Below are 23,302 nucleotides of genomic sequence, written 5' to 3'. Positions count from 1 at the left end.
CTCGCCGCGGAGTCCGTCGACGGCTGATCCGCACGCACGCTAAGGAGCACGAGCACAATGACGACCGAGACCGATCGCACTCCGCTGACCCTCGCAGAGAAGGTCTGGCGGGACCACCTGGTCGTGAAGGGCGAGGACGGCACGCCCGACCTCATCTACATCGACCTGCACCTGGTGCACGAGGTGACCAGTCCGCAGGCCTTCGACGGCCTCCGCATGGCCGGCCGGCCGGTCCGCCGTCCGGACCTCACCATCGCCACCGAGGACCACAACACGCCCACCATCGGCATCGACCGGCCCATCGCCGATCTGACCAGCCGCACGCAGATCGAGACGCTGCGCCGCAACGCCGAGGAGTTCGGCATCCGCCTGCACTCGCTGGGCGACGTCGAGCAGGGCATCGTGCACGTGGTCGGCCCGCAGCTCGGCCTCACGATGCCGGGCATCACCGTGGTCTGCGGCGACTCGCACACCTCGACGCACGGCGCGTTCGGCGCGATGGCGTTCGGCATCGGTACCAGCGAGGTCGAGCACGTCATGGCGACGCAGACCCTGCCGCTCAAGGCGTTCAAGACCATGGCGATCACCGTCGAGGGTGACCTGCGCCCCGGCGTGACCGCGAAGGACATCATCCTGGCCGTCATCGCGAAGATCGGCACCGGCGGCGGGCAGGGCTATGTGCTCGAGTACCGCGGCAGCGCGATCCGCTCCCTCTCGATGGAGGGGCGCATGACGATCTGCAACATGTCGATCGAGGCCGGGGCCCGCGCGGGCATGGTCGCGCCCGACGAGACCACCTACGCCTACCTCAAGGGCCGCCCCCACGCGCCGGAGGGCGCCGACTGGGACGAGGCCGTCGCATACTGGGACACCCTCGCCACTGACGACGACGCGGTCTTCGACGCAGAGGTCTACCTGGACGCCGCCGACATCGAGCCGTTCGTCACCTGGGGCACCAACCCCGGCCAGGGCGTCTCGCTCAGCCAGAACGTGCCGGACCCCGCGCAGATCGAGGACCCCAACGCCCGGGCCGCCGCGGAGCGCGCGCTGGAGTACATGGATCTCGAAGCCGGCACCCCGATGAAGAGCATCCCCGTCGACGCCGTGTTCATGGGCTCCTGCACCAACAGCCGGATCGAGGACCTGCGCGCCTTCGCCTCCCTGATCAAGGGGCGCAAGAAGGCAGACAACGTGCGCGTCATGGTCGTCCCGGGCAGCGCGCGCGTGCGCATCGAGGCCGAGGCGGAGGGCATCGACAAGATCGTCGAGGAGTTCGGCGCCGAGTGGCGCTTCGCGGGCTGCTCGATGTGCCTGGGCATGAACCCGGACCAGCTGGCGCCCGGGGAGCGCTGCGCCTCCACCTCGAACCGCAACTTCGAGGGCCGGCAGGGCAAGGGCGGCCGCACCCACTTGGTGTCGCCCCTGGTCGCGGCAGCGACGGCGATCCGCGGGACCCTGTCCAGCCCCTGGGACTTGGATAACGATGGCGGCGACACGCCGGACGGCGGCGACGCGGACACGCGCGCCGGGGAGAAGGTGAACGCCTGATGGAGAAGTTCGAGACCGTGACGGGTGTGGCCGTCCCGCTGCGCCGTTCCAACGTGGACACCGACCAGATCATCCCGGCGGTGTTCCTCAAGCGCGTGACCAAGACCGGCTTCGAGGACGCCCTCTTCCACGGCTGGCGCCAGGACCCGGACTTCATCCTCAACCAGGACGCCTACCAGGGCGCGACCGTGCTCGTCGCCGGTCCCGACTTCGGCACCGGCTCCTCCCGGGAGCACGCCGTGTGGGCGCTGCGGGACTTCGGCTTCCGGGTCGTCCTGAGCCCCCGGTTCGCCGACATCTTCCGCGGCAATTCCGGCAAGCAGGGCCTGCTCGCCGGGCAGATCACGGAGGAGGACGCGGAGCGCCTCTGGGCGGCCATCGAAGCGCAGCCGGGAATAGCGGCGACGGTCGATCTGGTTGCCAAGACTGCGACGATCGGCGAGGTACAGGTGTCTTTCGACATCGACGATTACACTCGCTGGCGTTTGCTCGAAGGGCTGGACGACATCGCCCTCACCCTGCGTGATGAAGCGCGAATCTCCGAATACGAAAGCGGCCGTGCTGGTTGGCGGCCCAAGACCCTCCCGGTGAAACTTTGAACTCACTTCTTCAGGACGCTCAGGCAGCAGGAGCGCGCGTCGGCCTCAAGGGCGACCGCATCACGATCAACGGCGGCATCCCCCTCCGGGGCCGCATCGAGGTCCGCGGCGCCAAGAACTTCGTCACGAAGGCCATGGTCGCCGCCATCCTGGGCGAAGGCCCCAGCGTCCTGCGGAACGTGCCGGACATCAGCGACGTCCGCGTGGTGCGCGGTCTGCTCGAGGTGCACGGCGTCAAGGTGACCGACGGCGTCGCGGGTGAGCTGCTGCTCGACCCGAGCGCGGTCGAGACGGCCCACATGGCCGACATCGACGCGCACGCCGGGTCGAGCCGCATCCCGATCCTGTTCTGCGGCCCGCTCCTGCATCGCCTGGGCGAGGCGTTCATCCCCGATCTCGGCGGCTGCCGCATCGGCGACCGCCCGATCGACTACCACCTCGAGGTGCTGCGCCAGTTCGGGGCGGTCGTCGACAAGCTGCCGAGCGGCATCCGCATGAGCGCCCCGAACGGCCTCCACGGTGCCAAGCTCGAGCTGCCGTACCCGAGCGTCGGGGCGACGGAGCAGGTGCTGCTCACCGCTGTGCGCGCCGATGGCATCACCGAGCTCAAGGGCGCGGCGATCGAGCCCGAGATCATGGACCTCATCAACGTCCTGCAGAAGATGGGCGCGATCATCTCGGTCGACACCGATCGCGTGATCCGCATCGAGGGCGTCGCGAAGCTCGTCGGCTACAGCCACACCGCGCTGTTCGACCGGAACGAGGCCGCCAGCTGGGCGGCCGCCGCGCTCGCCACGGGCGGGGACGTCTACGTCGGAGGCGCCCGCCAGCCTGAGATGCTGACCTTCCTCAACGTCTTCCGCAAGGTCGGCGGCGCCTTCGAGATCCACGACGACGGCATCCGGTTCTTCCACCCGGGAGGACCGCTGAAGCCCGTCGTGATCGAGACCGACGTGCACCCCGGGTTCATGACCGACTGGCAGCAGCCGCTGGTGGTCGCTCTCGCGAAGGCGGAGGGGGTGTCGATCGTCCACGAGACGGTCTACGAGCAGCGCTTCGGCTTCACCGACGCGCTCATCGACATGGGTGCCAAGATCCAGGTGCACAAAGAGTGCCTCGGCGGCCACGCCTGCCGCTTCGGCCAGCGCAACTTCAACCACTCCGCGGTCATCATGGGCCCGACGGAGCTGAAGGGCGCCGACATCGAGGTCCCCGACCTGCGCGGCGGCTTCAGCCACCTGATCGCGGCGCTGACCGCGGAGGGCCGCTCGACCGTCAGCAACGTCGGCATCATCAGCCGCGGCTACGAGAACTTCATCACCAAGCTGGAGTTGCTCGGAGCGGACTTCGTCCTCGAAGGGTGACGGCACGGATAATAGGGATGTGTCCCATCCCGAAGATCCCGCCGTCCCGCGTCCCCCGGTGAAGCGTCAACGCTCCGAGAAGAGCCGTCCGTCGATCTTCTGGGTCCTGGCGTTCCTCATCGTGCCGCTGGGCAGTCTGCTCGCGCGGTTCCGTATCGCGGACGGAGCGAAGCTGCCGCGTCACGGCGCGTTCATCGTCGCTCCGAACCACTACAGCGAGATCGACCCGGTGATGATGGGGATGGTGCTGTGGCGGCTCGGCCGGCTGCCGCGCTTCCTCGCCAAGGACAGCCTGTTCCGCGTGCCCGTCGTCGGCTGGTTCCTGCGCAGGTCCGGTCAGGTGCCGGTCGCTCGTGGCGGAGCTGCCCGGGGCGCTGCGCCGCTCGACGCGGCGCAGAAGATCATCGACGAGGGGCGCATCGTCGTCGTCTACCCGGAGGGCTCGCTCACGCGTGACCCCGACATGTGGCCGATGCGCGGCAAGACCGGCGCCGCCCGGATGGCGCTGGAGCACGGCATCCCCGTGATCCCGATGGCGCACTGGGGCACGCAGCAGGTGATGGCGCGGTACTCGAAGAAGATCAGCTTCTTCCCGCGCAAGACGATCGACGTGAAGGTCGGCGACCCCGTCGACCTCTCGGCGTTCGAGGGGCGCAGCCTCGACTCCGCGACGCTGGCCGAGGCCACCGCGGTGATCATGGCGGCGATCACCGCCCTGCTCGAGGACCTCCGCGGCGAGAAGGCGCCCGCGCAGCGGTGGGACCCGTCGCAGCACAACCAGAAGGAGACCGGCCGCTTCGATGGCTAGCAAGGCTCGTACCGCACTGCCTCCCGCTCCCCGTCGGATCGCCGTTCTCGGCGCCGGCAGCTGGGGGACCACCTTCGCGAAGATCCTCGCCGACGGAGGGTCCGACGTCGTGCTCTGGGCGCGCCGTCCGGAGCTCGCGCGCGAGATCAACGAGGTCAAGCGCAACAGCGATTACCTCGAGGGCATCAATCTGCCGCGCAACCTGCGGGCGACGTCGAAGCTCGGAGAGGCGCTGCGCGACGCGGAAGTCGTGTTCGTCTCGATCCCGAGCCAGACGCTGCGGGAGAACCTCGCCGCCGTCCAGCCGTTCCTCGGCCCGTCCACGATCGTGGTGAGCCTCATGAAGGGCGTCGAGAAGAGCACCGGGTTGCGGATGAGCGAGGTGATCGCCCAGGCCCTCCCGATCGAGGCCGAGCGGATCGCTGTCGCCTCCGGCCCGAACCTCGCGCTCGAGATCGCGCGCGAGCAGCCGACCGCGGCCGTGGTCTCGTCGGTGAGCCTGGAGACGGCGCAGACGGTCGCGATGGCCGCCACCAACCGGTATTTCCGCAGCTTCGTGAACACCGACGTGATCGGCACGGAGTTCGGCGGCGTGCTGAAGAACCTCATCGCCGTCGCGATCGGCATCGTCGACGGTGTCGGCTACGGCGAGAACACCAAGGCCTCGATCATCACGCGCGGGCTGGTCGAGATGACCGACTTCGCCGTGGCGTACGGGGCGGAGGCCCAGACCCTCTCGGGGCTCGCGGGCCTCGGCGACCTGATCGCGACCTGCGAGTCGTCGCTCAGCCGCAACAACACCGCCGGGCGGCTGCTCGGCCAGGGCTACAGCTTCACCGACGTGGTGAAACAGATGAACCAGACGGCGGAGGGGCTGGCCTCGGTCGCCCCCGTGCTGAGCCTGGCGGAGGCGCGCGGCGTGGACATGCCGATCGTGCGGCAGGTGAGCCAGGTGCTCGCCGGAACGCTCGATCCGAAGGACATCGCGCCGCACCTCACGACGGACTCGGACGAGCCGCAAGGCGAAAGGACGACGGATGACGGACACGGCCGCAGTGGCTCTTCTCTTCGGGGGGCGTTCAAGCGAGCATTCGATCAGCTGCGCAACGGCGGCCGGGGTCCTCGCGGCGATCGACCGTAGCGCCTACCGCGTCATCCCGATCGGGATCACGCACGACGGCGCCTTCACCCTTCAGCCGGACGACGCCGAGCGGTTCGCGCTCGACGCGGAGGCGCTCCCCGAGGTCGAGGACAACGGCACCCGCGTGCACTGGCCAGAGAGCGCCACGACCCGCGAACTGACCGTCACGCATCCGGACGGCTCGGTGGAGTCCCTCGGCGACGTCGACATCGTGTTCCCGATCCTGCACGGTCCGTGGGGCGAGGACGGCACGGTGCAGGGCCTGCTCGAGCTGGTCGGCCTGCCCTACGTGGGCAGCGGCGTTCTCGCCAGCGCGCTCGGGATGGACAAGCACTTCACGAAGACCGTCCTGCTGCAGGCGGGCATCCCTGTCGCCCCGTGGCAGACCGTGACCGCTCACCGGTGGGGCGCCGCTCCGGAGGCCGTCGAGGCCGAAGCCCGTGACCTCGGGCTTCCCGCGTTCGTCAAGCCGGCGCGGGCGGGGTCGAGCGTCGGCGTGACGAAGGTCAAGGACTGGTCGGAGCTCGCCGCCGCCATCGAGGTCGCCCTCGCCGAAGACGACCGGGTGCTGATCGAGTCGGCCGTCGTCGGCCGTGAGGTGGAGATCGCCGTGCTCGGCGGCCGACCGGGGGAGGCTGCGCGTGCGTCCGTCGCGGGCGAGGTCGTCGTCTCCGGGCGCGACTTCTACGACTTCGCAGCGAAGTACCTCGACGCCCCCGGGATCGACCTGGTCTGCCCGGCCGACCTGAGCGCGGCCGAGCTCTCCGACATGACCGATCTCGCCGTGCGCGCGTTCGACGCCATCGGGGGAGAGGGCCTGGCGCGCGTGGACTTCTTCCTGACTGCGGACGGTTTCGTCGTCAACGAGATCAATACGATGCCGGGCTTCACTCCGATCTCGATGTTCCCGCGCTGCTGGCAGGAGTCGGGGCTGTCGTACCCGGATCTGATCGACGAGCTCATCCAGGTGGCGCTGGCGCGCGCGGCGGCCTGAGCGCCCCGCGCTGCGGTTCGGGACGAACGCTGCGCGGCGCGCGACCGCGGATGTCCCGTGCGACCGCGGTCGCTGCCGTGCGGCGCGCGGGTGGCCTGGCGCGCTGCGGTTCGGGACGAACGCTGCGCGGCGCGCGACCGCGTTCGTCCCGCGCGACCGCGTTCGTCCCGCGCGACCGCGGTCGTCCGGCGGGGCGGCGGATGCCGCTCAGCGGGTGGGCGTGGGCGTCGGCGTCGGCGTGGACCCGTCGGTCGCGCCGTCCCTTGGGGTGAGGCTCGTGTCGAGCGTCGACAGGCACTGCTTGGTCTGCTTGACCGTCGAGACGGCGGAGGCGAACTCGGGCAGCACCGACGAGTCGGACACGCCGGCCACGTGGTCGATCACGACCTCCGTCGCGGGGGTGCGGCCGAAGGTCTGATAGACGATCGTCTTGGCGGTCGGGTCCGTCATCAGCACCCAGTCCACGCCGTTGACGTTGACGCACGGCTGGGTGGTCGGCCCGATGTCGGGGACGCCGCAGCGCAGGATGACCGCTGCGGGGTCGCCCCACGCACCGGTGGCCTGCGCGTCCGTCACGCGCTTGTCCTTGTCTGCGACCGTGTCGGGCAGGCGCACGCTGATCTCGGCGCAGCCGGGGTCGTTGGCGTCGGCGCCCGGGTCGAGCGAGACGGTGGGCGCGCATCCGGTCAGGGCGAGCGCGATGGCTCCTGCAGCGAGGACGGAGGCGAGGGCGGTGCGGCGGACGGTCACGATGATTCAGGCTAGCGTTTCCAGACATGGGAATGTCTGAGAGCACGGCGGCCGGCGCGACGATCGGAGAGGTCTCCGAGCGGGAGGCGCTGCGCCGCATCTTCCCCCGCCTCCCCGGGTCGTCGGCCACCGTGGTCGGCCCCGGCGACGACGCGGCCGTGCTCGCCGCCCCCGACGGCCGGTACGTCGTCACGACCGACATGATGGTCCACGGCCCGGATTTCCGGCTCGCCTGGTCGTCGCCGGAGGATCTCGGCTGGAAGGCCGCCGCCACCAATCTCTCCGATGTCGCCGCGATGGGCGCCGTCCCGACCGCGCTGGTGGTGGCCATCGCGGCTCCGGCCGACACTCCCGTCGCCGACCTCGAGGCCATCGCGGACGGCTTCCGCCTGGCGTGCGAGGCACTCGCCCCGGGCTGCGGAGTCGTCGGCGGCGACCTGTCGGTATCGGAGACGCTGACCTTCGCCGTGACCGCCTTCGGCGACCTCGAGGGGCGCGCTCCGGTGCTGCGCAGCGGGGCGCGGCCCGGAGACGTGGTCGCGGTGTCCGGGAGGCTGGGAGCGGCCGCTGCGGGACTCCGTCTGCTCTTCGACGAGGCCGTCGATGCGTCCGGAGTGCCCGACCGCGATCGGTTCGCGGCCGTCGTGGCCGCGCATCCCGACGCCGTCCGTGCGCAGCTGCGGCCGGAGCCTCCCGTCGCCGACGGCCCCCGCGCTGCGGACGCGGGCGCGACCGCCATGCTCGACCTCTCCGACGGCCTGGCGCTCGACGCCCGGCGGGTGGCCGAGGCCAGCGGTGTCGCGATCGATCTCGACCCCGGTCTGCTCGGTGACGACCCGCGCGCCGCCCTCACCGGGGGAGAGGACCACGGCCTGTTCGCCGCCTTCCCGGCCGGCGCAGCGCTTCCCGGCGGCTTCCGCCGGATCGGCGCGGTGCGCGACGGCAGCGGCCTGCTGGTCGCCGGCCGCCCCTTCGACGAGCGCGGCGGCTGGGACCCGTACCTCGAGTGGGACGGCGCAGCCGGCTGACCGCGTCCGCGCGATCACGTTCAGGGGTCGCATCCTGCCGCTCAGCCGGCCGCATTGCGGCAGTTCGCGACCCCGCGATGCTCGCGGGGGGAGGGGGCGTCAGTGCGCGGTGCGGGTCAGCCAGAACAGCGCGGTCTCGCCGTAGTCCTTGCGGCGCGTGAGCTCCAGCCCGTCCGGGAGGGCGGGCTCGCCGGTGCGGGTGCTGCGCTCGACGCAGACGGTGGCGCCGGGCACGAGAAGAGGGACGAGCGCGGTCAGCACGTCCAGCAGCTCGGCATCGCCCACATCGTAGGGCGGATCGACGAACACGAGGTCGAACGGGCCGGCAGCGCCGGAGAGGTACGACTGCACGCTGGTGGCCCGGACGTCGACGGTCGGGCGCGCGGACGCGGGGGCGGCCTTCGTCACGGCCGCGGCGTTGCGGCGGCAGATCTGCGCGGCCGCGGCACCCCGCTCCACGAGGACGACGGAGGAGGCGCCCCGGCTGGCGGCCTCGAGACCGAGGGCGCCCGAGCCGGCGAACAGGTCGAGCACCCGCGCGCCGTGCACCTCGCCGCGCGCGTCGAGCGCCGAGAAGGCGGCCTCGCGCACGCGGTCGCTCGTCGGGCGGGTGCCGCTCTTCGGCACCTGGAGGGTGAGGGAGCCGGCGAAACCGGAGACGATGCGGGTCATGGCACACCGAGCCTAGCGGCACGGGATACCACCATCGCGCACTGGTCTTCGCCGGGCGACGGCACCAAGATAGGGGCCATGGTGGAGCGCCTCGAACAACCCGAGCTCGACGCGTTGTGGGACGTCGACGACCCGGTCGGCTCGGCGGAGCGGATCGCGGCGGCGGCGTCGCGACCCGACCGCCCCGAGCTGGTCCGTGCTGAGCTGCAGACCCAGCGGGCGCGCGCGTTCGGCCTGCAGGGCCGTTTCGCCGAGGCGGACGCCCTGCTGGCGTCACTGGAGCCTGCCACGGGCATCCTCCACGTGCGGATCGTGCTGGAACGCGGGCGCCTGCTCAACACCGAGGGACGCCATGCCGAGGCGGTCGAGATGTTCCAGGAGGCGGTGCAGGCCGCCCGGCGGGAGGGTGACGTCTTCCTGGCCGTCGACGCCGCGCACATGCTCGCGATCGCCGATCCCGCGCGCGGCGAGCAGTGGACGGAGGAGGCCGACGCCGAGCTGGCCGCGACGACGGATCCGCGCATCCTCCGCTGGCGCGTCGCGCTCCGCAGCAACCGCGGCTGGTCGTTGCTGGAGGAGGGGGACGCGGAAGCCGCTCTGCGCGAGTTCGACCGGGCTCTGGAGGCCGCTGTCGAGTACGGGACCCCCGATCAGCGGTTCGCCGCGCGCTGGGCGGTCGCCCGTGCGCTCCGCAGCGCCGGTCGCGCGGAGGAGGCGCTCGAGCTGCAGCGACGACTCGCCGAGGAGCGTCCCGAGGATCCGTATGTCGTCGCCGAGCTCGCCGCGCTGACGGGGGCAGCGCCTACGATCGAACCATGACCAACGCCTCCGCCCCGGCTGCCGAGGGCGCGATCACGCTCGACTCGCGGCTCGCCGGCGTGCTCGGGGGGCGCACGGCCTCCGCGTTCGAGAAGGCGTTCGGGATGCGCACCGTGGGCGACCTCCTGCATCACTTCCCGCGCCGGTACGCACGCCGTGGCGAGCTGACGGCGCTCGCCAATCTGCCGCTGGACGAGAACGTCACGATCATCGCCGAGGTGCTCCGCGTGCAAGAGCGGTCCATGCGAGCGCGCCGGGGGTCGATCCTCGAGGTGAAGATCTCCGATGGCGAAGGGATCCTGACGCTGACGTTCTTCAACCAGTCCTGGCGCTCGAAGGACCTCGTGCCGGGCGTGCGCGGCATCTTCGCAGGCAAGGTCTCTGCCTACCGCGGCGCGCTCCAGCTGGCGCACCCCGACTACGAGCTCTTCGAGCCCGACTCCGAGAACGCGGTGGCACCCGGCAGCTCCGCCGCGACGTCGTGGGCGCAGACGCCCATCCCGATCTACCCGGCGACCGGCACGGTCGCGAGCTGGCAGGTGCAGAAGGCCGTCGAACTCGCGCTCGACGCCCTGGACACCGCGCCCGACCCCGTGCCCGCCTCCATCGCGGCCGAACGCGGTCTGCTGTCGTACCGCGACGCGCTCGAGGGCATCCACCGTCCGCAGAAGGACGCGCAGTGGCAGCGGGCTCGCGACGCCCTGCGCTTCCAGGAGGCGTTCGTCCTGCAGGCGGCGCTGCTGCAGCAACGCGCCGCGGCGCGCACGGTCCCGTCGACGCCGCGGCGCGCCGAGCCCGGAGGCCTGCTCGAACGTTTCGATGCGGCCCTGCCGTTCTCGCTGACGGACGACCAGGCCCTGGTCGGCGCCGAGATCGGCTCCGACCTGGCCGGAACCGCTGCCATGCACCGGCTGGTGCAGGGCGAGGTCGGCTCCGGCAAGACGCTCGTCGCGCTGCGGGCGATGCTCGCCGTCGCCGACTCGGGCGGCCAGTCCGCGCTGCTCGCCCCGACCGAGGTGCTCGCGGCGCAGCACCTGCGGTCGATCGCGGCGATGCTCGGCCCCGACCTCTCCGCGCAGCTCATGCCCACCCTGCTCACCGGGCAGCTGAGCGCCGCGGAGCGCAAGCGCGCACTGCTGCGCACCGTCTCCGGCCAGGCGCGCATCGTGATCGGCACCCACGCGCTGCTCGGCGACGCGGTGACCTTCTTCGACCTCGGGCTCGTCGTCGTCGACGAGCAGCACCGGTTCGGCGTCGAGCAGCGGGAGGCGCTGCGGGCGAAGGGCGGGACGCCCCCGCACGTGCTCGTGCTGACCGCCACGCCCATCCCGCGCACGGTCGCCATGACGGTCTTCGGCGACCTCGACGTGTCGACGATCGCCCAGCTTCCCGCCGGTCGCCAGGGCATCGAGAGCTTCGTCGTGCCCCTGGCCGATCGTCCCGGCTGGGAGCGGCGCATCTGGGAGCGGGCGTCCGAGGAGATCGCGAAGGGCCGCCAGGTGTTCGTGGTGTGCCCGGCGATCAGCGGTAAGGATGTCGAGGACGACGGAGGCGAGCGGGAGGAGCCCGAGGACGCCGCGGACGACGGAGCGCCGCGCGCGGTCGCCACGGTCGAGTCGGTGGCGGCGCAGGTGCGCGCCGATCCGCTCTTCGCCCGGTCCCGCGTCGGCGTGCTGCACGGCAGGCTCGCGAGCGACGCGAAGGACGAGGTGATGCGCGCCTTCGCGTCCGGCGACATCGACATCCTCATCGCCACGACGGTGATCGAGGTGGGCGTCAACGTGCCGAACGCCTCCGCCATGGTCGTGCTCGACGCCGACCGGTTCGGCGTCTCTCAGCTCCACCAGCTGCGCGGCCGGGTCGGCCGGGGCGAGATCCCGGGACTCTGCCTGCTGGTGACGTCGGCCGAGGAGGGATCGCTGGCGCGCGAGCGGGTGGAGGCGGTGGCGGCGACGCTCGACGGCTTCGAGCTGGCCAACGTCGACCTCGAGCTGCGACGAGAGGGCGACGTGCTCGGCAGCCGGCAGTCCGGCGGCCGGTCGTCCCTGCGGCTGCTGCGGGTCGCGGCCGACGGCGACCTGATCCAGGAGGCGCGCGTCGCCGCGGCGGAGACCCTCGACGCCGAGGGCGGCCTGGCGGCGGTCCCCGCCCTGCAGGCCGCGCTGGCCAGGAGGCTCGACGAGGCGGAGCGCGCCTACCTCGGCAAGTCGTGACAAGGTAACGGATTCACAACGAAATGCCGGGTACCGCGGGATAGTCTGGTGCCCTATGAACAGGATCGCCGTAGTCCCTGGATCGTTCGACCCGGTCACCCTCGGTCACCTCGATGTGATCGAACGCGCCGCCCGGCTCTGGGACGAAGTCCACGTCGTGGTGGTCCACAACCCGGACAAGTCGGCTCTGCTGCCCATCGCGCAGCGGGTCTCGCTGCTGGAGAAGTCGATCGAGGAGGCCGGGATCACCGGCAACGTCATCGTCGCCTCCTGGTCGATGGGGCTGCTGGTCGACTACTGCACGGACGTGGGGGCGCACGTGCTCGTCAAGGGGATCCGTTCGCAGGTGGACGTCGCATACGAGACGCCGATGGCGATCGTGAACCGCCACCTCGCCGATGTCGAGACGGTGTTCCTGCTCCCCAACCCCGCCAACGCGCACGTCTCCAGCTCCCTGGTGCGTCAGGTCTCGGCGCTGGGCGGCGACGTGAGTCCGTACGTCCCGCCCGCGGTCTTCGAACTGCTGTCATCGAGATGAGAGTGCAGGAGCCATGAACAGCTACGCGACGCGCCAGCCCACGGAACCCTCGCTCGCACCGGAGGAGGAGGCGGGCCGCGCCGCAGCGGGCATGGATCTGGCGGAGCTCCGTCGCGCCGCCGAGCAGATCACCGTGAACGTCGAGTCGGTCATCGACGGCAAGCACGACGCCGTGCGAACCGCGCTGGTGGTGCTGCTCGCGGAGGGCCACCTCCTGATCGAGGATGTGCCCGGCGTCGGCAAGACGATGCTGGCGAAGTCGCTGGCGAAGTCGGTCGACTGCACCGTGAGCCGCATCCAGTTCACCCCCGACCTCCTGCCGAGCGACGTCACCGGCGTCTCGGTCTACAACCAGGTGGAGCGCCGCTTCGAGTTCAAGCCGGGCGCGATCTTCGCGAACATCGTCATCGGCGACGAGATCAACCGTGCGAGCCCCAAGACGCAGTCGGCGCTGCTGGAGTGCATGGAGGAGCGGCAGGTCACGGTCGATGGCTCGACCTATCCGCTCGCCGCCCCGTTCATCGTCGTCGCGACCCAGAACCCGGTGGAGATGGAGGGCACGTACGCCCTCCCCGAGGCGCAGCGCGACCGGTTCATGGCCCGCATCGCGATGGGCTATCCGGATGAGGAGTCCGAGCTCGCGATGCTCACGACGCGTGACACGTCGAGCCCGCTCTCGCGGATCGGCCCGGTGGTGACGTCGGAGCAGCTGCGCTCCATGATGACGACCGCGCGCAGCGTGTTCGCGTCCGCCCCGGTGAAGCAGTACGCCGTCGATCTGGTGCGCGCGACCCGGGAGGATCGCGACCTGCGCTTGGGGGCGAGCCCGCGCGCGACGCTGCAGCTGATCCGGGCGGCGAAAGCCCTGGCGGCACTGGACGGACGCGACTTCGTGCTTCCCGACGACGTCGACTCCCTCGCCGTGCCGGTGCTCGGTCACCGTCTCCTGCCCACGAGTCGCGCGCTGGGACATCACCACGAGAGCGCGCCCGTCATCGCCGACATCGTCCGGCGCATCGTCGCCTCCACGCCTGTGCCGGTCGGCTCCGGCGCGATCGGCTCGGGCGGCCGCTAACGTGCCGGGCCGCGGCCGGGCGTCCAGCCCGCTGACGAAGCCGCGGCCGACCGCGCGCGGCTGGACGCTGGGCGGGGTCGGCGTGGCCGCCCTGATCGCCTCCGCCCTGCTCGGGAGGACGGACGTGCTCTTCGTCGGCGTCTTCCTGACGGTCCTGCCGCTCGCCGCGATGATCTCCGTCACCTGGGACCGGCCGCGGCTGGGAGTCACTCGCAGCTTCCACCCCGATGTGGTCGCGGTGGGGGAGACCACCACCATCGTCACGACCGCTCGCAATCTGAGCGGCCGGCCGAGTCCCGCCGCCCGCTGGCGGGAGTTCGCCCCCGCAGGCATAGACGTGCAGGGGCGCGCGCCGTTCCCACGCCTCGGCCCGCACGACGCGCGCGATCTCCAGGGCCGAGACACGACCGTGCTGCGACAGGAGGTGCTGGCCGAGAAGCGCGGTTCCCACCCGGTCGGCCCGCTCGTGATCAGCCGCACCGATCCGTTCGGCATCGCCTACGCCGAGTACGCGCTCGGGCAGCCGCGCGCGCTCCTGGTCACGCCGCGGGTCGTACCGCTCGCCCACGGCGAGCTGGACGTCGCACACAGCGAGGGCACCGAGCACGAGCTGCTGCGCCACAGCATCCCGAGCGCCGACGAGCTGATCGCGCGCGAGTACCGCCCCGGCGATCCGCTGCGACGGGTGCACTGGCGGGCGACGGCGCGTCACGACAAGCTGATGGTGCGCCAGGAGGAGCAGCGCAGCAACCCCGAGGCGTGGCTGCTGCTGGACACCCGCGACGGTCTCGCCGACGAGGCCGCGTTCGAGGCGCAGATCGATCTGATGGCTTCGGTCGGGGTCCACCTGCTCGACGAGGGATTCGCCGTGAGCGTCGTCGAGACGGCGGAGCGTCAGCTGACCGGACGCAGTGGTGCCGGTCGTACCGGGACGCTCGGCGCCACCAGCCCGACGTTCGATCTCAGCGGTTCCGATCGCCTCCTGCTGGCCGACCTCGCCGGCGTCGAGCCGGGCGTCTCCCCGCGCGACGACGCCGTGGCCGAGCTCGCGACCGGCCTCCGCCGCGCGGGGCGGTCGGTTCCGGTGTTCGCGTTCCTCCTCGGCGGCACGGCCGAGCTCGGCTCGCTGGCCGCGCTCCGGTCGATGGGCGACCCGGCGGTGGCGTTCCTGGCCGCCTCGACGCCACCAGAGGTGGAGGAGTTGCTCGCCGACGCGGGGTGGCTCTGCGTCGCGTGCGCGCCCGGCGAGGACGCCGCCACCAGCTGGCAGCGCGCGCTGGCCCGGCAGCGGGCGGTGACGCATGGTTAGCGAGTCCATCCCCGTCGCCGTGCCGAGGCTTGTCCGGAGGCGCGTGGGCTACTGGAGACTCACCGGCGCGATGCTGCTCCAGACGCTCGCCGCGAGCGTGGCGCTGGTCGGACTGATCCAGGGGGCCGGCTGGTGGTTCGCCCTCATGCTGACCTCGTCGCTCCTGCTCGTCGCCGGGGCCGGCCTTCGCACGGCGGGCGTGCACCGCGGGATCGTGCCGGTGCTCGAGCTCGTCCTCGGCGCGATGGTGATGACGGCGGCGTTCGGCGGCGGGACAGGGCTGCTCGCCATCATCCCGACGCCGGCGACGTTCGCCCACTGGGGCGGCCTCCTGCAGCAGGCGATGCTCTCGATCTACCAGCAGGGGACTCCCGCGGAGAGCCTGCCGGAGTTCCTGTTCCTCGTCGTCGGTGGCGCGGCGCTGATCGCCGTCGTCCTGGACACGCTGGCCGTGGCCGTCCGCGCACCCGCGTTCACCGCGGTCGGCGTCGGCGCGGTGCTCGTCGTGCCGGGCGCGCTGCTCGGCGACGGCCTGGACCCCAGCGCCCTCGCCCTCTCCGCCATCGCCTACCTGTGGTTGCTGCGCGCCGACGTGCGCACCCGCCGTCCGGGCTCCCCGCGGCCGGGCGCAGCGCTCGCGGTCGGCGCCTCCGCGACGCTCGTGGCGGTGCTGCTCGCCGCGACCGCACCGGGCTTCGACCGCGGCGGCGCCGCCTCGTTCACCGCCGGCGGCATCAACATCGGCGGCACCGTCACGCCGCTCATCGACCTCGGCAAGGACCTCCGTCGGCCCACCGCCGTGCGCGCGCTGACGTACACGACGAGCGCGGCCACCGGGCAGTACCTGAAACTCGCGTCGCTCGACCAGTTCACGGGGTCGGTGTGGAAGCATCGCGAGCGCGACACCAAGCGCCTCGCCGAGGGGACGCCGATCGGCCCGGTCGCCGGGCTCTCCGACCAGGTGCCGACGTCGAAGATCACCACGACCGTGAAGATCGACAACATGCAGAGCCGGTGGCTGCCCGTCCCCTCGCCCGTGCAGTCCGTGAAAGGGCTCGCCGGCACCTGGTCGTGGGATCCGGACGATCTCACGATCGGGGGGATCAACGCCACCACCAGGGACCAGGACTACACCGTCACCAGTCTGCTCGTGCAGCCGACGGCGGACCAGCTCAAGGCGGCGGGCGGTTTCGTGCCCGAGGACGTGCAGCGCGACCTGTTCCTGCCTCCGAACCTGCCGTCGATCATCGCGAAGACGGCGGTCGCCGCGACGGAGGGGGCCACGTCGGAGTACGAGCAGGCCGTCGCTCTGCAGGACTACTTCCGCGACAACGGGTTCGTCTACTCGACGCAGACACCGCTCAAGCAGGGCTACGACGGGGACGGCGCCCGCGTGATCGCCGCGTTCCTGGAGGCGAAGAGCGGCTACTGCGTCCACTTCGCGTCGGCGATGGCCCTGATGGCGCGCTCGCTCGGGATCCCGTCCCGTGTCGCCGAGGGCTATCTGCCCGGCGCGAGCGGCGGAGGCACAGCCACCGACCCCGGGCAGTACACCGTGACCAGCGACGACCTCCACGCCTGGCCGGAGCTCTACTTCGCGGGCGTCGGCTGGGTGCCGTTCGAGCCGACCGTGGGCCGGGGGACCATCCCGAGCTACACCCGTCCCGAAACGGCCGCTGCCGTCCCGACGACGGCGCCGAGCTCCGGCACCACGACCGCGCCGAAGCGGATCGTGCCGACGGATCCGGCCCAGATCGCGGGAGCGGCCGGCACCACGCCCCCGTCTCCGCTGCAGCCCGTGCTCTCCGGACTCGGCGTGGCCCTCCTCGTCGTCCTCGTGCTGCTGACACCGGCCGTCGCGCGCCGCGTGCGTCGTCGGCATCGGCTGAGACGCCTGGCCGAGGCCTCGGGCGGGGCATCCGTCGTCTGGGCCGAGCTGCGCGACACCGCGCGCGACCTCGGCTGGTCGGCTCCCGAGACCGAGACACCGCGCGCCTTCGCCCGGCGCATCGCCGATCAGGTGGCGGGGACGGTGGGGGAGGAGGCCGTGCTGCGACTGCTCGAGGTGCGTGAACGTGACGCGTACGGGCCTCCCGTCCGCGGCGCGACGGTCGGCCTGCGCGACGATCTCGTGCGGGTGCTGGACGCGCTCGAGTCCCGTGCGGGCCGGGGCAGACGCGTGCGGGCCCTGCTCCTGCCTGTGTCATTGCTGCCAGCAGGCTGGCCGATCGCTGCGAGTCCCGGAGGCGCCGCGTAGAATTGTCGTCCGTGACCACGTTCAAGAAGACCCCGTACACCGTCAACGTGTACGACCTCATGCGCCGGCCTGGTGCGATGCGCGAGCAGGAGCTGGCGATCCCGGTGCGCGAGAAGCTCGGCGAGGGGCTGATCTCGGTGCCCGAAGGTGCGATGCTCGATCTCGACCTGCGCCTGGAGTCCGTGCACGAGGGGATCCTGGTCAGCGCGGTGGCCTCGACCACCGCGACCGGCGTGTGCGGTCGCTGCCTGATCGACATCGAAGGGCCCGTCGAAGTCGATTTCCAGGAACTTTTCGCGTATCCTTCTGGAGAAGCTTTCGATTATGAGGTTCACGACGACCACGTGGATCTTGAACCTCTGATCAGAGATGCGGTAGTGCTGGCACTGCCGTTTCAGCCGGTGTGCCGGCCGGACTGCCCGGGTCTCGACCCCGAGACGGGCGAGCGGCTGGCGGATGTACCGGACCGGGAGCCCACCCAGACCGTCGATCCTCGTTGGTCTGCGCTCGCGGGTTTCCAGGCTTCCGACACCGATGAATCCACCCCGTCCAGCGGGAACACAGAAGAGAGATAGTCATGGCCGTTCCGAAGCGGAAGCAGTCTCGCGCCAACACCCGCGCCCGTCGTTCGCAGTGGAAGGCCGAGGTCCCCACTCTCGTCAAGACCGTCGAGGGTGGCAAGGTCACCTACAGCCTTCCCCACCGCGCCAAGGTGGTCGAGGACTCCGCAGGCACCGCCCTGTTCCTCGAGTACAAGGGCCGCAAGGTCGCAGACGTCTGATCGTCCCTCAGCAATGAGAGGGCACGGTCCGGCCGGGGAGAACCCCGACCGCACTGCACTCATCGAGAAGCTCGGAGTCGATATCGACCCCGAGCTTCTCGGGCTTGCGCTCACCCATCGCTCGTACGCGTACGAGCACGGCGGCATCCCGAACAACGAGCGCCTCGAGTTCTTGGGCGACTCGATCCTCGGCCAGGCCGTCACGGTCAAGCTGTTCCGCGAGAACCCGGACCTCGACGAGGGCGAGCTCGCCAAGCGACGTGCCAGCCTGGTGAGCTCGGTGGCCCTCGCAGAGGTCGCCCGGGCCATCGGGCTGGGGGAGTACCTGCTGCTCGGTCGCGGCGAGAACCAGAGTGGCGGCCGTGACAAGGCGTCCATCCTGGCCGACACGGTCGAGGCGATCATCGGGGCCGCCTACCTCGACGCCGGCGGCACCGAGGCGACGGCTCTCGTGCTGCGACTGATCGAGCCGCTGCTCGGCGACCCGGATCGCTTCGGGGCCGCCATGGACCCGAAGACGAGCCTCCAGGAGGCGGCGGCGCACCGCGGGGCCGGCCTTCCGGTCTACACGGTCACCAGCACCGGCCCCGACCACTCGAAGATGTTCCACGCCTCCGTCGCGGTCGGCGATCTGGTCACCGCCGACGGCGAGGGCACCAGCAAGAAGCAGGCCGAGATGGCCGCCGCGCTCAACGCGTGGACCGAGCTGACCAGCCGTCGTGCCCGAGCTCCCCGAGGTTGAGGTCGTGCGTGCCGGTCTGGCCCCCGCGGTCTCCGGTGCGACGATCCTCGGCGTGGAGGTGCTCGAACCGCGCTCCCTCAAGCGGCACGACCCGCTCGGCGGTGCGTTCGAGGCACTCCTCACCGGCCGTGTGATGCGCACGCCGGCCCGGCGAGGCAAGTTCCTCTGGATCCCGCTGGACGGCGAGCCCCGGCAGGCGATCGTCGCCCACCTCGGGATGAGCGGCCAGATCCTCCTGCGCGATCCCGGGGCAGTCGAAGCCGGCCTGCTGCGCATCCGGCTCCACATCGAGACGCCCCCGCAGCCCGACGGCGCCCGCCGTGAGCTCTGGGTCCACTTCGTCGATCAGCGCATCTTCGGCTCGATGGCGGTCGACGCGCTCGTCCCCACCGCGGACGGCGCCCCCGCCGGTCTGGGCACCGACGACCCTCTGGTGCCCACGCAGGTCGCCCATATCGCCCGCGACCCGCTGGACCCGGCCTTCGACGACCGCGCGTTCGCCGCCGCCCTGTCCCGCAAGAAGACGGGCATCAAGCGCGCCCTGCTCGACCAGACGCTCGTGAGCGGCATCGGCAACATCTACGCCGACGAGGCGCTCTGGGCGGCCCGCATCCACTACGCCCAGGAGGCGTCCAGCCTGTCCGCAGTCCAGGTCCGCACCCTGCTCGCCGAGGTGCGGCACGTGCTCGAGAAGGCGCTGGCCGAGGGCGGCACCAGCTTCGACGCGCAGTACGTCAACGTCAACGGCAACTCCGGCTACTTCTCCCACTCCCTCAACGCCTACGGACAGCAGGGCAGGCCGTGCCCGCGCTGCGGGACGGCCATCGTGCGGGAGCGTTTCATGAACCGGTCGTCGCACTTCTGCCCGCGGTGCCAGCGGCTTCGCGGGAGCGGAGCCGCCTGACGGATCAGCACGCCTGCCGGACGACCTCGCGCGCGTGGCAGGATGGCGTGCATGGGATCGGACGAGAACCTGCCCCGCTACCGCCTCCTGACCGGCGTCGACGACGCGGCGTTCTGCGAACGCGTCAGTGCCGCGCTCGACCTCGGCTACGAGCTCCACGGTGGCCCTGCGCTCACCTGGAACGGTGCGACGGGCTATGTCGCCCAGGCCGTCGTCTGGCACAAGGACGGACCGACGCCCGCGAAGCCGCGTCCGGGCGCCTGACGGCGGCCCTTTTTCCCGGTCGGTAAAGTGGTCGGGTGAACATCGGCGATTTCGAGGTCCAGGCGATCACGGACGGGAGCGGTACAGAGCAGGCGGCGGAGATCATCTCGCGCTTCTCGGACGCGGAGGCGTGGCGTGGCCACCCGGAGGAGTTCGGGCACGACGGGCGCTGGACGTTCCCCGTCGGCGGGTTCCTGATCCGCGGCGGCGGCCGCCTGATCCTCGTGGACGCCGGAGTAGGACCGCTCGACGAGGGCGGCTATACCGGTGGCGGACTCCCGCAATCGCTGCGGGCGCACGGCGTCGAGCCCGCCCAGGTGACGGACGTGCTGTTCACCCATCTGCATTTCGACCACGTGGGCTGGGCCTCCGTGGAGGGCCGTGCTGCGTTCCCGCGCGCGACCTACCGGGCCCACCGGGCGGACTGGGAGCGGTTCGTCGACGGCCCGGACGCGGACGAGCGCGTCCGCCGCGTGCTCCTGCCGGTCGCGGAACGGTTCGAGCTGTTCGAGGGCGACTTCGACGTCGTGCCGGGCGTCGTCGCGCGCTGGACTCCGGGCCACACGCCCGGCTCGGTCGTGGTCGTCGTGGCCTCCCGCGGCGAGCGCGCGGTGTTGCTCGGCGACACCGTCCACTCGGTCGTGCAATTCGCGGAGGACGACTGGACGGTGGTGTGGGACGACGACCCTGTCGCCGCTTCCCGGATGCGGAACACCCTCGCCGATGAGGCCGCCGAGCGCGGGGATCTCGTCGTCGCCGCACACTTCCCGGCCCAGGCGTTCGGCAGGGTGGTGTCGTCGGCGGGCCGTCGGCGGGCCGTCGGCGCTTCGTGCGGTCGACGCGCTGAGCACGTCGGCTCGGACCGCTCGGCCTCACCCCAGCCGCTTCTGCCACGTCCCCGTCAGCGCGTGCGGGCGGAAGCCGAACGCGCGGTTGATCGCGATCATGGGGGCGTTCTCGTCGGCGTTCCAGGTGAGCAGACGGGTGATGTGCGGGGCGCATCGAGCGAGCTCGTGGATGTTGTGGAGCTTGACGAGGGTGCCGAGGCGGTGGCCGCGGTGGTCGGCCGCGACCAGGGTGTCGTACTGCTCCGCCTTCTCGCCGTCGGCGGGCACCGCGATCTCCGTGTAGGCGGCGAGGTCGCCGCTGGCCTCGCACTGGGCCGCCGTGACGAGCAGGGGTTCGCCGCGGGCGGCCAGTTCGCGCTCCTGCGCGCGCACGCGGTCGCCCGTCCAGGCTTCGCGGTCGAGCGCGATCCCGCTGTGGGGCACGTCGACCACCATGCGCTCCTTCAGCGCCGCGAAAGAGTCGAGCAGGTCGTCGGGCGCTGCACCGAACCAGGACACGACGCGGTAGCCGTCCGCCGTCGCGGCGGTGCTGGCCAGGGCGACCGCCCGCACCGGCGGCAGCGGCAGGACGAGCTCGCTCGAACGCTCGATCTGGCCGAGCCGGTAGCCGTGGCGCAGGGCGAACCGCACCCCGGGGTCCTCGGCAGGGAGGCCGGCGGAGCCGGCGGGGGCATGCACCCACGCCCCCTCTTCGGGCAGCGAGCGGACGGGATGCTCGGTGTAGGCGCTCACCACGGTGCGTCCGCCCTCGGCGGCGAGCTCTTCCCCGGCGGCGAGCAGGGCGGAGCCGATGCCGCGACTCCGCAGGGCCGGGACGACGTCGACGAGCAGGGAGACCGTCTCGGCGTCCTGGTCCAGCGGGAAGTCGGCCTCGACACGCCCGACGATCGCGCCCTCCTCGACGGCGACCAGCACGATCTTCTCGAGGTAGTCCTGCTCGCGCAGGCCGGCGAGCGCCTCCTCCGCGGTCTCGACGAAATCGTCGTCGCCCCACAGCTGGTACACGATCCCGTTGAGCACCCCGACGAGCTCTTCGAACGCGGCGGACTCCGGGGTCCCGAGCCGTTCGGGAGGCGTCAGACGGCGGATCTCCAGCCCGGACCACCTCCCCCTCACAGCAGCCCGGGCGACGTCGCGCGGGCCGAAAAAACTCACACTAGCCCGCCGGGCGTGCCGTGTGAAGTCGGACGTCCCGTTTGGTTTCGATCGTGTAAATCCCGCCCGCGGACCTGGTTGCAAAAGCTTGCGCAGCATGTAGTCTCAGCACACATATTCGTGGTGCGGCGCGGTAACTACGCCGCGTTCGTGACGCATTTCACGTCGAGAGGCAGAAGATGTTACGAAACAAAGTCACCATCGGTGCGGCCGTTGCAGTGTCGGTCGCACTGCTCCTCGCAGGGTGTGCCAACCAGCCGTCCAGCGGGGGATCGACCAGCGGGAGCTCCAAGGTCGACATTCCGGCGATCACCTCGATCGACACACCGAAGGACGCGGTCCTCCCCGCCGGAGACGGCAAGGCGACCTGCCCCGCGGGCCTGACGATCGGCTACGTCGGAGCGGAGACGGGCCCCAACGCCCAGCTCGGCATCAACATCTACAACGGCATCCAGCTCGCCATCGACCAGCACAACGAGGCGAACAAGGGCTGCCAGGTCGGCTTCAAGAAGTTCGACACCGAGGGCGACCCGAACAAGGCGACCGGCCCGGTCACCCAGGCCGTCAACGAGTCCGACATCGTCGGCGTGGTCGGCCTCCCGTTCTCGGGCGAGTCCAAGGCGACCGGAAACATCTTTCAGCAGCAGGGCCTGGTCCACATCACCCCGTCGGCCACCAACCCCGGCCTGACGGAGAACGGCTGGACGACCTTCTTCCGCGGCCTCGGCAATGACGCCGTGCAGGGCCCGGCGGCGGCGAAGTTCCTCACCGACCAGCTGAAGGCCAAGAAGGTCTACCTGGTCCAGGACGACTCCGACTACGGAATCGGCCTCGGAACCCAGACCTCGCAGGCGCTCGGCGACGCGCTCGTCGGCACCGACAAGGTGACCACCGGCCAGAAGGACTTCTCGGCGGTGATCTCCAAGATCATCAACGCGAAGCCCGACGCGGTCTACTACGCCGGGTACTACGCCGAAGGCGCCCCGTTCGACCAGCAGCTGGTCAACAAGGGCTTCACCGGCACGTTCGTCGGCCCGGACGGTGTGAAGGACGACCAGTTCATCAAGCTGGCCGGAGACGCGTCGAGCAACGCGTACTTCACCTGCCCCTGCATCCCGGGTGAGCTCATCCCCGACTTCGAGTCCGCCTACAAGAAGCTCGCGAACGCCGAGCCGGGCACCTACTCGATCGAGGGCTACGACGCCACCACCGTGCTGCTCGCGGGCATCGACAAGGGCAAGACGACCCGCGCCGACCTGCTCGACTGGGTGAAGAACTACGACGCCGACGGTCTGAGCAAGCACTACAAGTGGGACTCGAAGGGCGAGCTCCAGGCGCCGACCGTCTACGGCTACAAGGTCGAAGGCGGCAAGATCGTGCCGATCGGCACCATCGGATAGCGCGACACCGTGAGGATGCCGCGGGCCGCCGTGGCCCGCGGCATCCTTGCGTTTCGGCCCCTCATCCGCACATGCCCGGATCGCCGACGATCC

The 23,302-nt window shown here is 71.2% G+C and carries 22 protein-coding genes and 1 pseudogene; 20 read left to right on the top strand and 3 right to left on the bottom strand.

Features of this window, described 5'->3' with window-relative positions; all coding sequences use genetic code 11:
- Nucleotides 1-57: 57 nt before the first annotated feature.
- Genes leuC through LLS1_RS05120 form a run of 6 tightly spaced genes read left to right on the top strand, consistent with a single transcriptional unit; the run spans nt 58 to nt 6,454 of the window.
- Complete coding sequence (gene leuC, locus LLS1_RS05145) at nt 58-1,548, top strand: 3-isopropylmalate dehydratase large subunit (RefSeq protein WP_223360628.1); 1,491 nt, start codon at nt 58-60, stop codon at nt 1,546-1,548.
- Nucleotides 1,548-2,147, top strand: coding sequence for a 3-isopropylmalate dehydratase small subunit (gene leuD, locus LLS1_RS05140; RefSeq protein ID WP_226653864.1), 600 nt, complete (start codon nt 1,548-1,550; stop codon nt 2,145-2,147). The genes leuC and leuD overlap by 1 nt, the downstream gene beginning before the upstream one ends.
- A complete protein-coding gene (gene murA, locus LLS1_RS05135) occupies nt 2,144-3,511 on the top strand; it encodes a UDP-N-acetylglucosamine 1-carboxyvinyltransferase (RefSeq protein ID WP_223360630.1) in 1,368 nt (455 codons plus the stop codon). Before leuD ends, murA begins: the two co-directional genes overlap by 4 nt.
- A 19-nt stretch (nt 3,512-3,530) precedes the next feature.
- A complete protein-coding gene (locus LLS1_RS05130) occupies nt 3,531-4,319 on the top strand; it encodes a 1-acyl-sn-glycerol-3-phosphate acyltransferase (protein WP_226653863.1) in 789 nt (262 codons plus the stop codon).
- Nucleotides 4,312-5,460 carry an NAD(P)H-dependent glycerol-3-phosphate dehydrogenase gene (locus LLS1_RS05125; protein ID WP_226653862.1) on the top strand — a complete coding sequence of 383 codons (1,149 nt, stop codon included), beginning with the start codon at nt 4,312-4,314 and terminating at the stop codon, nt 5,458-5,460. The genes LLS1_RS05130 and LLS1_RS05125 overlap by 8 nt, the downstream gene beginning before the upstream one ends.
- Nucleotides 5,357-6,454: a D-alanine--D-alanine ligase family protein gene (locus tag LLS1_RS05120; protein ID WP_226653861.1), complete on the top strand. Its 1,098-nt coding sequence runs from the start codon at nt 5,357-5,359 to the stop codon at nt 6,452-6,454. Before LLS1_RS05125 ends, LLS1_RS05120 begins: the two co-directional genes overlap by 104 nt.
- Nucleotides 6,455-6,661: 207 nt before the next feature.
- Here the strand turns inward: LLS1_RS05120 and LLS1_RS05115 are convergent, their stop codons facing one another.
- Nucleotides 6,662-7,204, bottom strand: coding sequence for a DUF3515 family protein (locus tag LLS1_RS05115; RefSeq protein ID WP_226653860.1), 543 nt, complete (start codon nt 7,202-7,204; stop codon nt 6,662-6,664).
- A gap of 26 nt (nt 7,205-7,230) precedes the next feature.
- Between LLS1_RS05115 and thiL the strand changes: the two genes are divergently transcribed.
- Nucleotides 7,231-8,232 carry a thiamine-phosphate kinase gene (thiL, locus tag LLS1_RS05110; RefSeq protein ID WP_226653859.1) on the top strand — a complete coding sequence of 334 codons (1,002 nt, stop codon included), beginning with the start codon at nt 7,231-7,233 and terminating at the stop codon, nt 8,230-8,232.
- Nucleotides 8,233-8,331: 99 nt separating this feature from the next.
- Here thiL and rsmD read toward each other — a convergent pair whose 3' ends face one another.
- The gene (rsmD, locus tag LLS1_RS05105; RefSeq protein WP_226653858.1) at nt 8,332-8,904 is read right to left on the bottom strand and encodes a 16S rRNA (guanine(966)-N(2))-methyltransferase RsmD; all 573 of its coding nucleotides are present in this window, start codon (nt 8,902-8,904) and stop codon (nt 8,332-8,334) included.
- Nucleotides 8,905-8,982: 78 nt separating this feature from the next.
- On the opposite strand from rsmD, the gene LLS1_RS05100 reads away from it, so the two are divergent.
- From LLS1_RS05100 to LLS1_RS19545, 12 genes and pseudogenes are all read left to right on the top strand, one after another.
- The gene (locus LLS1_RS05100) at nt 8,983-9,723 is read left to right on the top strand and encodes a tetratricopeptide repeat protein (RefSeq protein WP_226653857.1); all 741 of its coding nucleotides are present in this window, start codon (nt 8,983-8,985) and stop codon (nt 9,721-9,723) included.
- Nucleotides 9,720-11,936, top strand: a complete 2,217-nt coding sequence (locus tag LLS1_RS05095; RefSeq protein ID WP_226653856.1) for an ATP-dependent DNA helicase RecG — start codon at nt 9,720-9,722, stop codon at nt 11,934-11,936. Before LLS1_RS05100 ends, LLS1_RS05095 begins: the two co-directional genes overlap by 4 nt.
- 55 nt (nt 11,937-11,991) lie before the next feature.
- Nucleotides 11,992-12,474: a pantetheine-phosphate adenylyltransferase gene (coaD, locus tag LLS1_RS05090; protein ID WP_226653855.1), complete on the top strand. Its 483-nt coding sequence runs from the start codon at nt 11,992-11,994 to the stop codon at nt 12,472-12,474.
- Between the two features lie 13 nt (nt 12,475-12,487).
- Complete coding sequence (locus tag LLS1_RS05085; RefSeq protein WP_226653854.1) at nt 12,488-13,549, top strand: MoxR family ATPase; 1,062 nt, start codon at nt 12,488-12,490, stop codon at nt 13,547-13,549.
- A gap of 1 nt (nt 13,550) precedes the next feature.
- A complete protein-coding gene (locus tag LLS1_RS05080; RefSeq protein WP_226653853.1) occupies nt 13,551-14,858 on the top strand; it encodes a DUF58 domain-containing protein in 1,308 nt (435 codons plus the stop codon).
- Between the two features lie 43 nt (nt 14,859-14,901).
- Complete coding sequence (locus LLS1_RS05075) at nt 14,902-17,115, top strand: DUF3488 and transglutaminase-like domain-containing protein (RefSeq protein WP_226653852.1); 2,214 nt, start codon at nt 14,902-14,904, stop codon at nt 17,113-17,115.
- 59 nt (nt 17,116-17,174) lie between these two features.
- The gene (locus tag LLS1_RS05070; protein WP_374758247.1) at nt 17,175-17,690 is read left to right on the top strand and encodes a DUF177 domain-containing protein; all 516 of its coding nucleotides are present in this window, start codon (nt 17,175-17,177) and stop codon (nt 17,688-17,690) included.
- Between the two features lie 2 nt (nt 17,691-17,692).
- Nucleotides 17,693-17,896, top strand: coding sequence for a 50S ribosomal protein L32 (gene rpmF, locus LLS1_RS05065; RefSeq protein WP_021759817.1), 204 nt, complete (start codon nt 17,693-17,695; stop codon nt 17,894-17,896).
- A 13-nt stretch (nt 17,897-17,909) separates the two neighbouring features.
- Complete coding sequence (gene rnc, locus LLS1_RS05060) at nt 17,910-18,638, top strand: ribonuclease III (RefSeq protein ID WP_223360643.1); 729 nt, start codon at nt 17,910-17,912, stop codon at nt 18,636-18,638.
- Nucleotides 18,616-19,542, top strand: coding sequence for a bifunctional DNA-formamidopyrimidine glycosylase/DNA-(apurinic or apyrimidinic site) lyase (gene mutM, locus LLS1_RS05055; RefSeq protein WP_226653851.1), 927 nt, complete (start codon nt 18,616-18,618; stop codon nt 19,540-19,542). Before rnc ends, mutM begins: the two co-directional genes overlap by 23 nt.
- Before the next feature lie 51 nt (nt 19,543-19,593).
- Nucleotides 19,594-19,806 (top strand): DUF1737 domain-containing protein, encoded by a 213-nt coding sequence (locus LLS1_RS05050; RefSeq protein ID WP_223360645.1) that lies wholly within the window; start codon nt 19,594-19,596, stop codon nt 19,804-19,806.
- 35 nt (nt 19,807-19,841) lie between these two features.
- Nucleotides 19,842-20,558, top strand: a pseudogene (locus tag LLS1_RS19545) (MBL fold metallo-hydrolase); the annotation flags it as partial.
- 120 nt (nt 20,559-20,678) lie between these two features.
- On the opposite strand, the gene LLS1_RS05040 reads toward LLS1_RS19545, so the two are convergent.
- On the bottom strand, nt 20,679-21,809 hold the full coding sequence (locus LLS1_RS05040) for a GNAT family N-acetyltransferase (protein WP_226653850.1): 1,131 nt from the start codon (nt 21,807-21,809) through the stop codon (nt 20,679-20,681).
- 179 nt (nt 21,810-21,988) lie between these two features.
- On the opposite strand from LLS1_RS05040, the gene LLS1_RS05035 reads away from it, so the two are divergent.
- A complete protein-coding gene (locus LLS1_RS05035; RefSeq protein ID WP_226653849.1) occupies nt 21,989-23,209 on the top strand; it encodes a branched-chain amino acid ABC transporter substrate-binding protein in 1,221 nt (406 codons plus the stop codon).
- Nucleotides 23,210-23,302: the final 93 nt, after the last annotated feature.

The organism is Leifsonia sp. LS1 (genome assembly GCF_020521355.1).
Lineage (GTDB): Bacteria > Actinomycetota > Actinomycetes > Actinomycetales > Microbacteriaceae > Leifsonia.
Note: the sequence above shows the minus strand (reverse complement) of the source record. Positions and strands in the feature narration are given on the sequence as shown.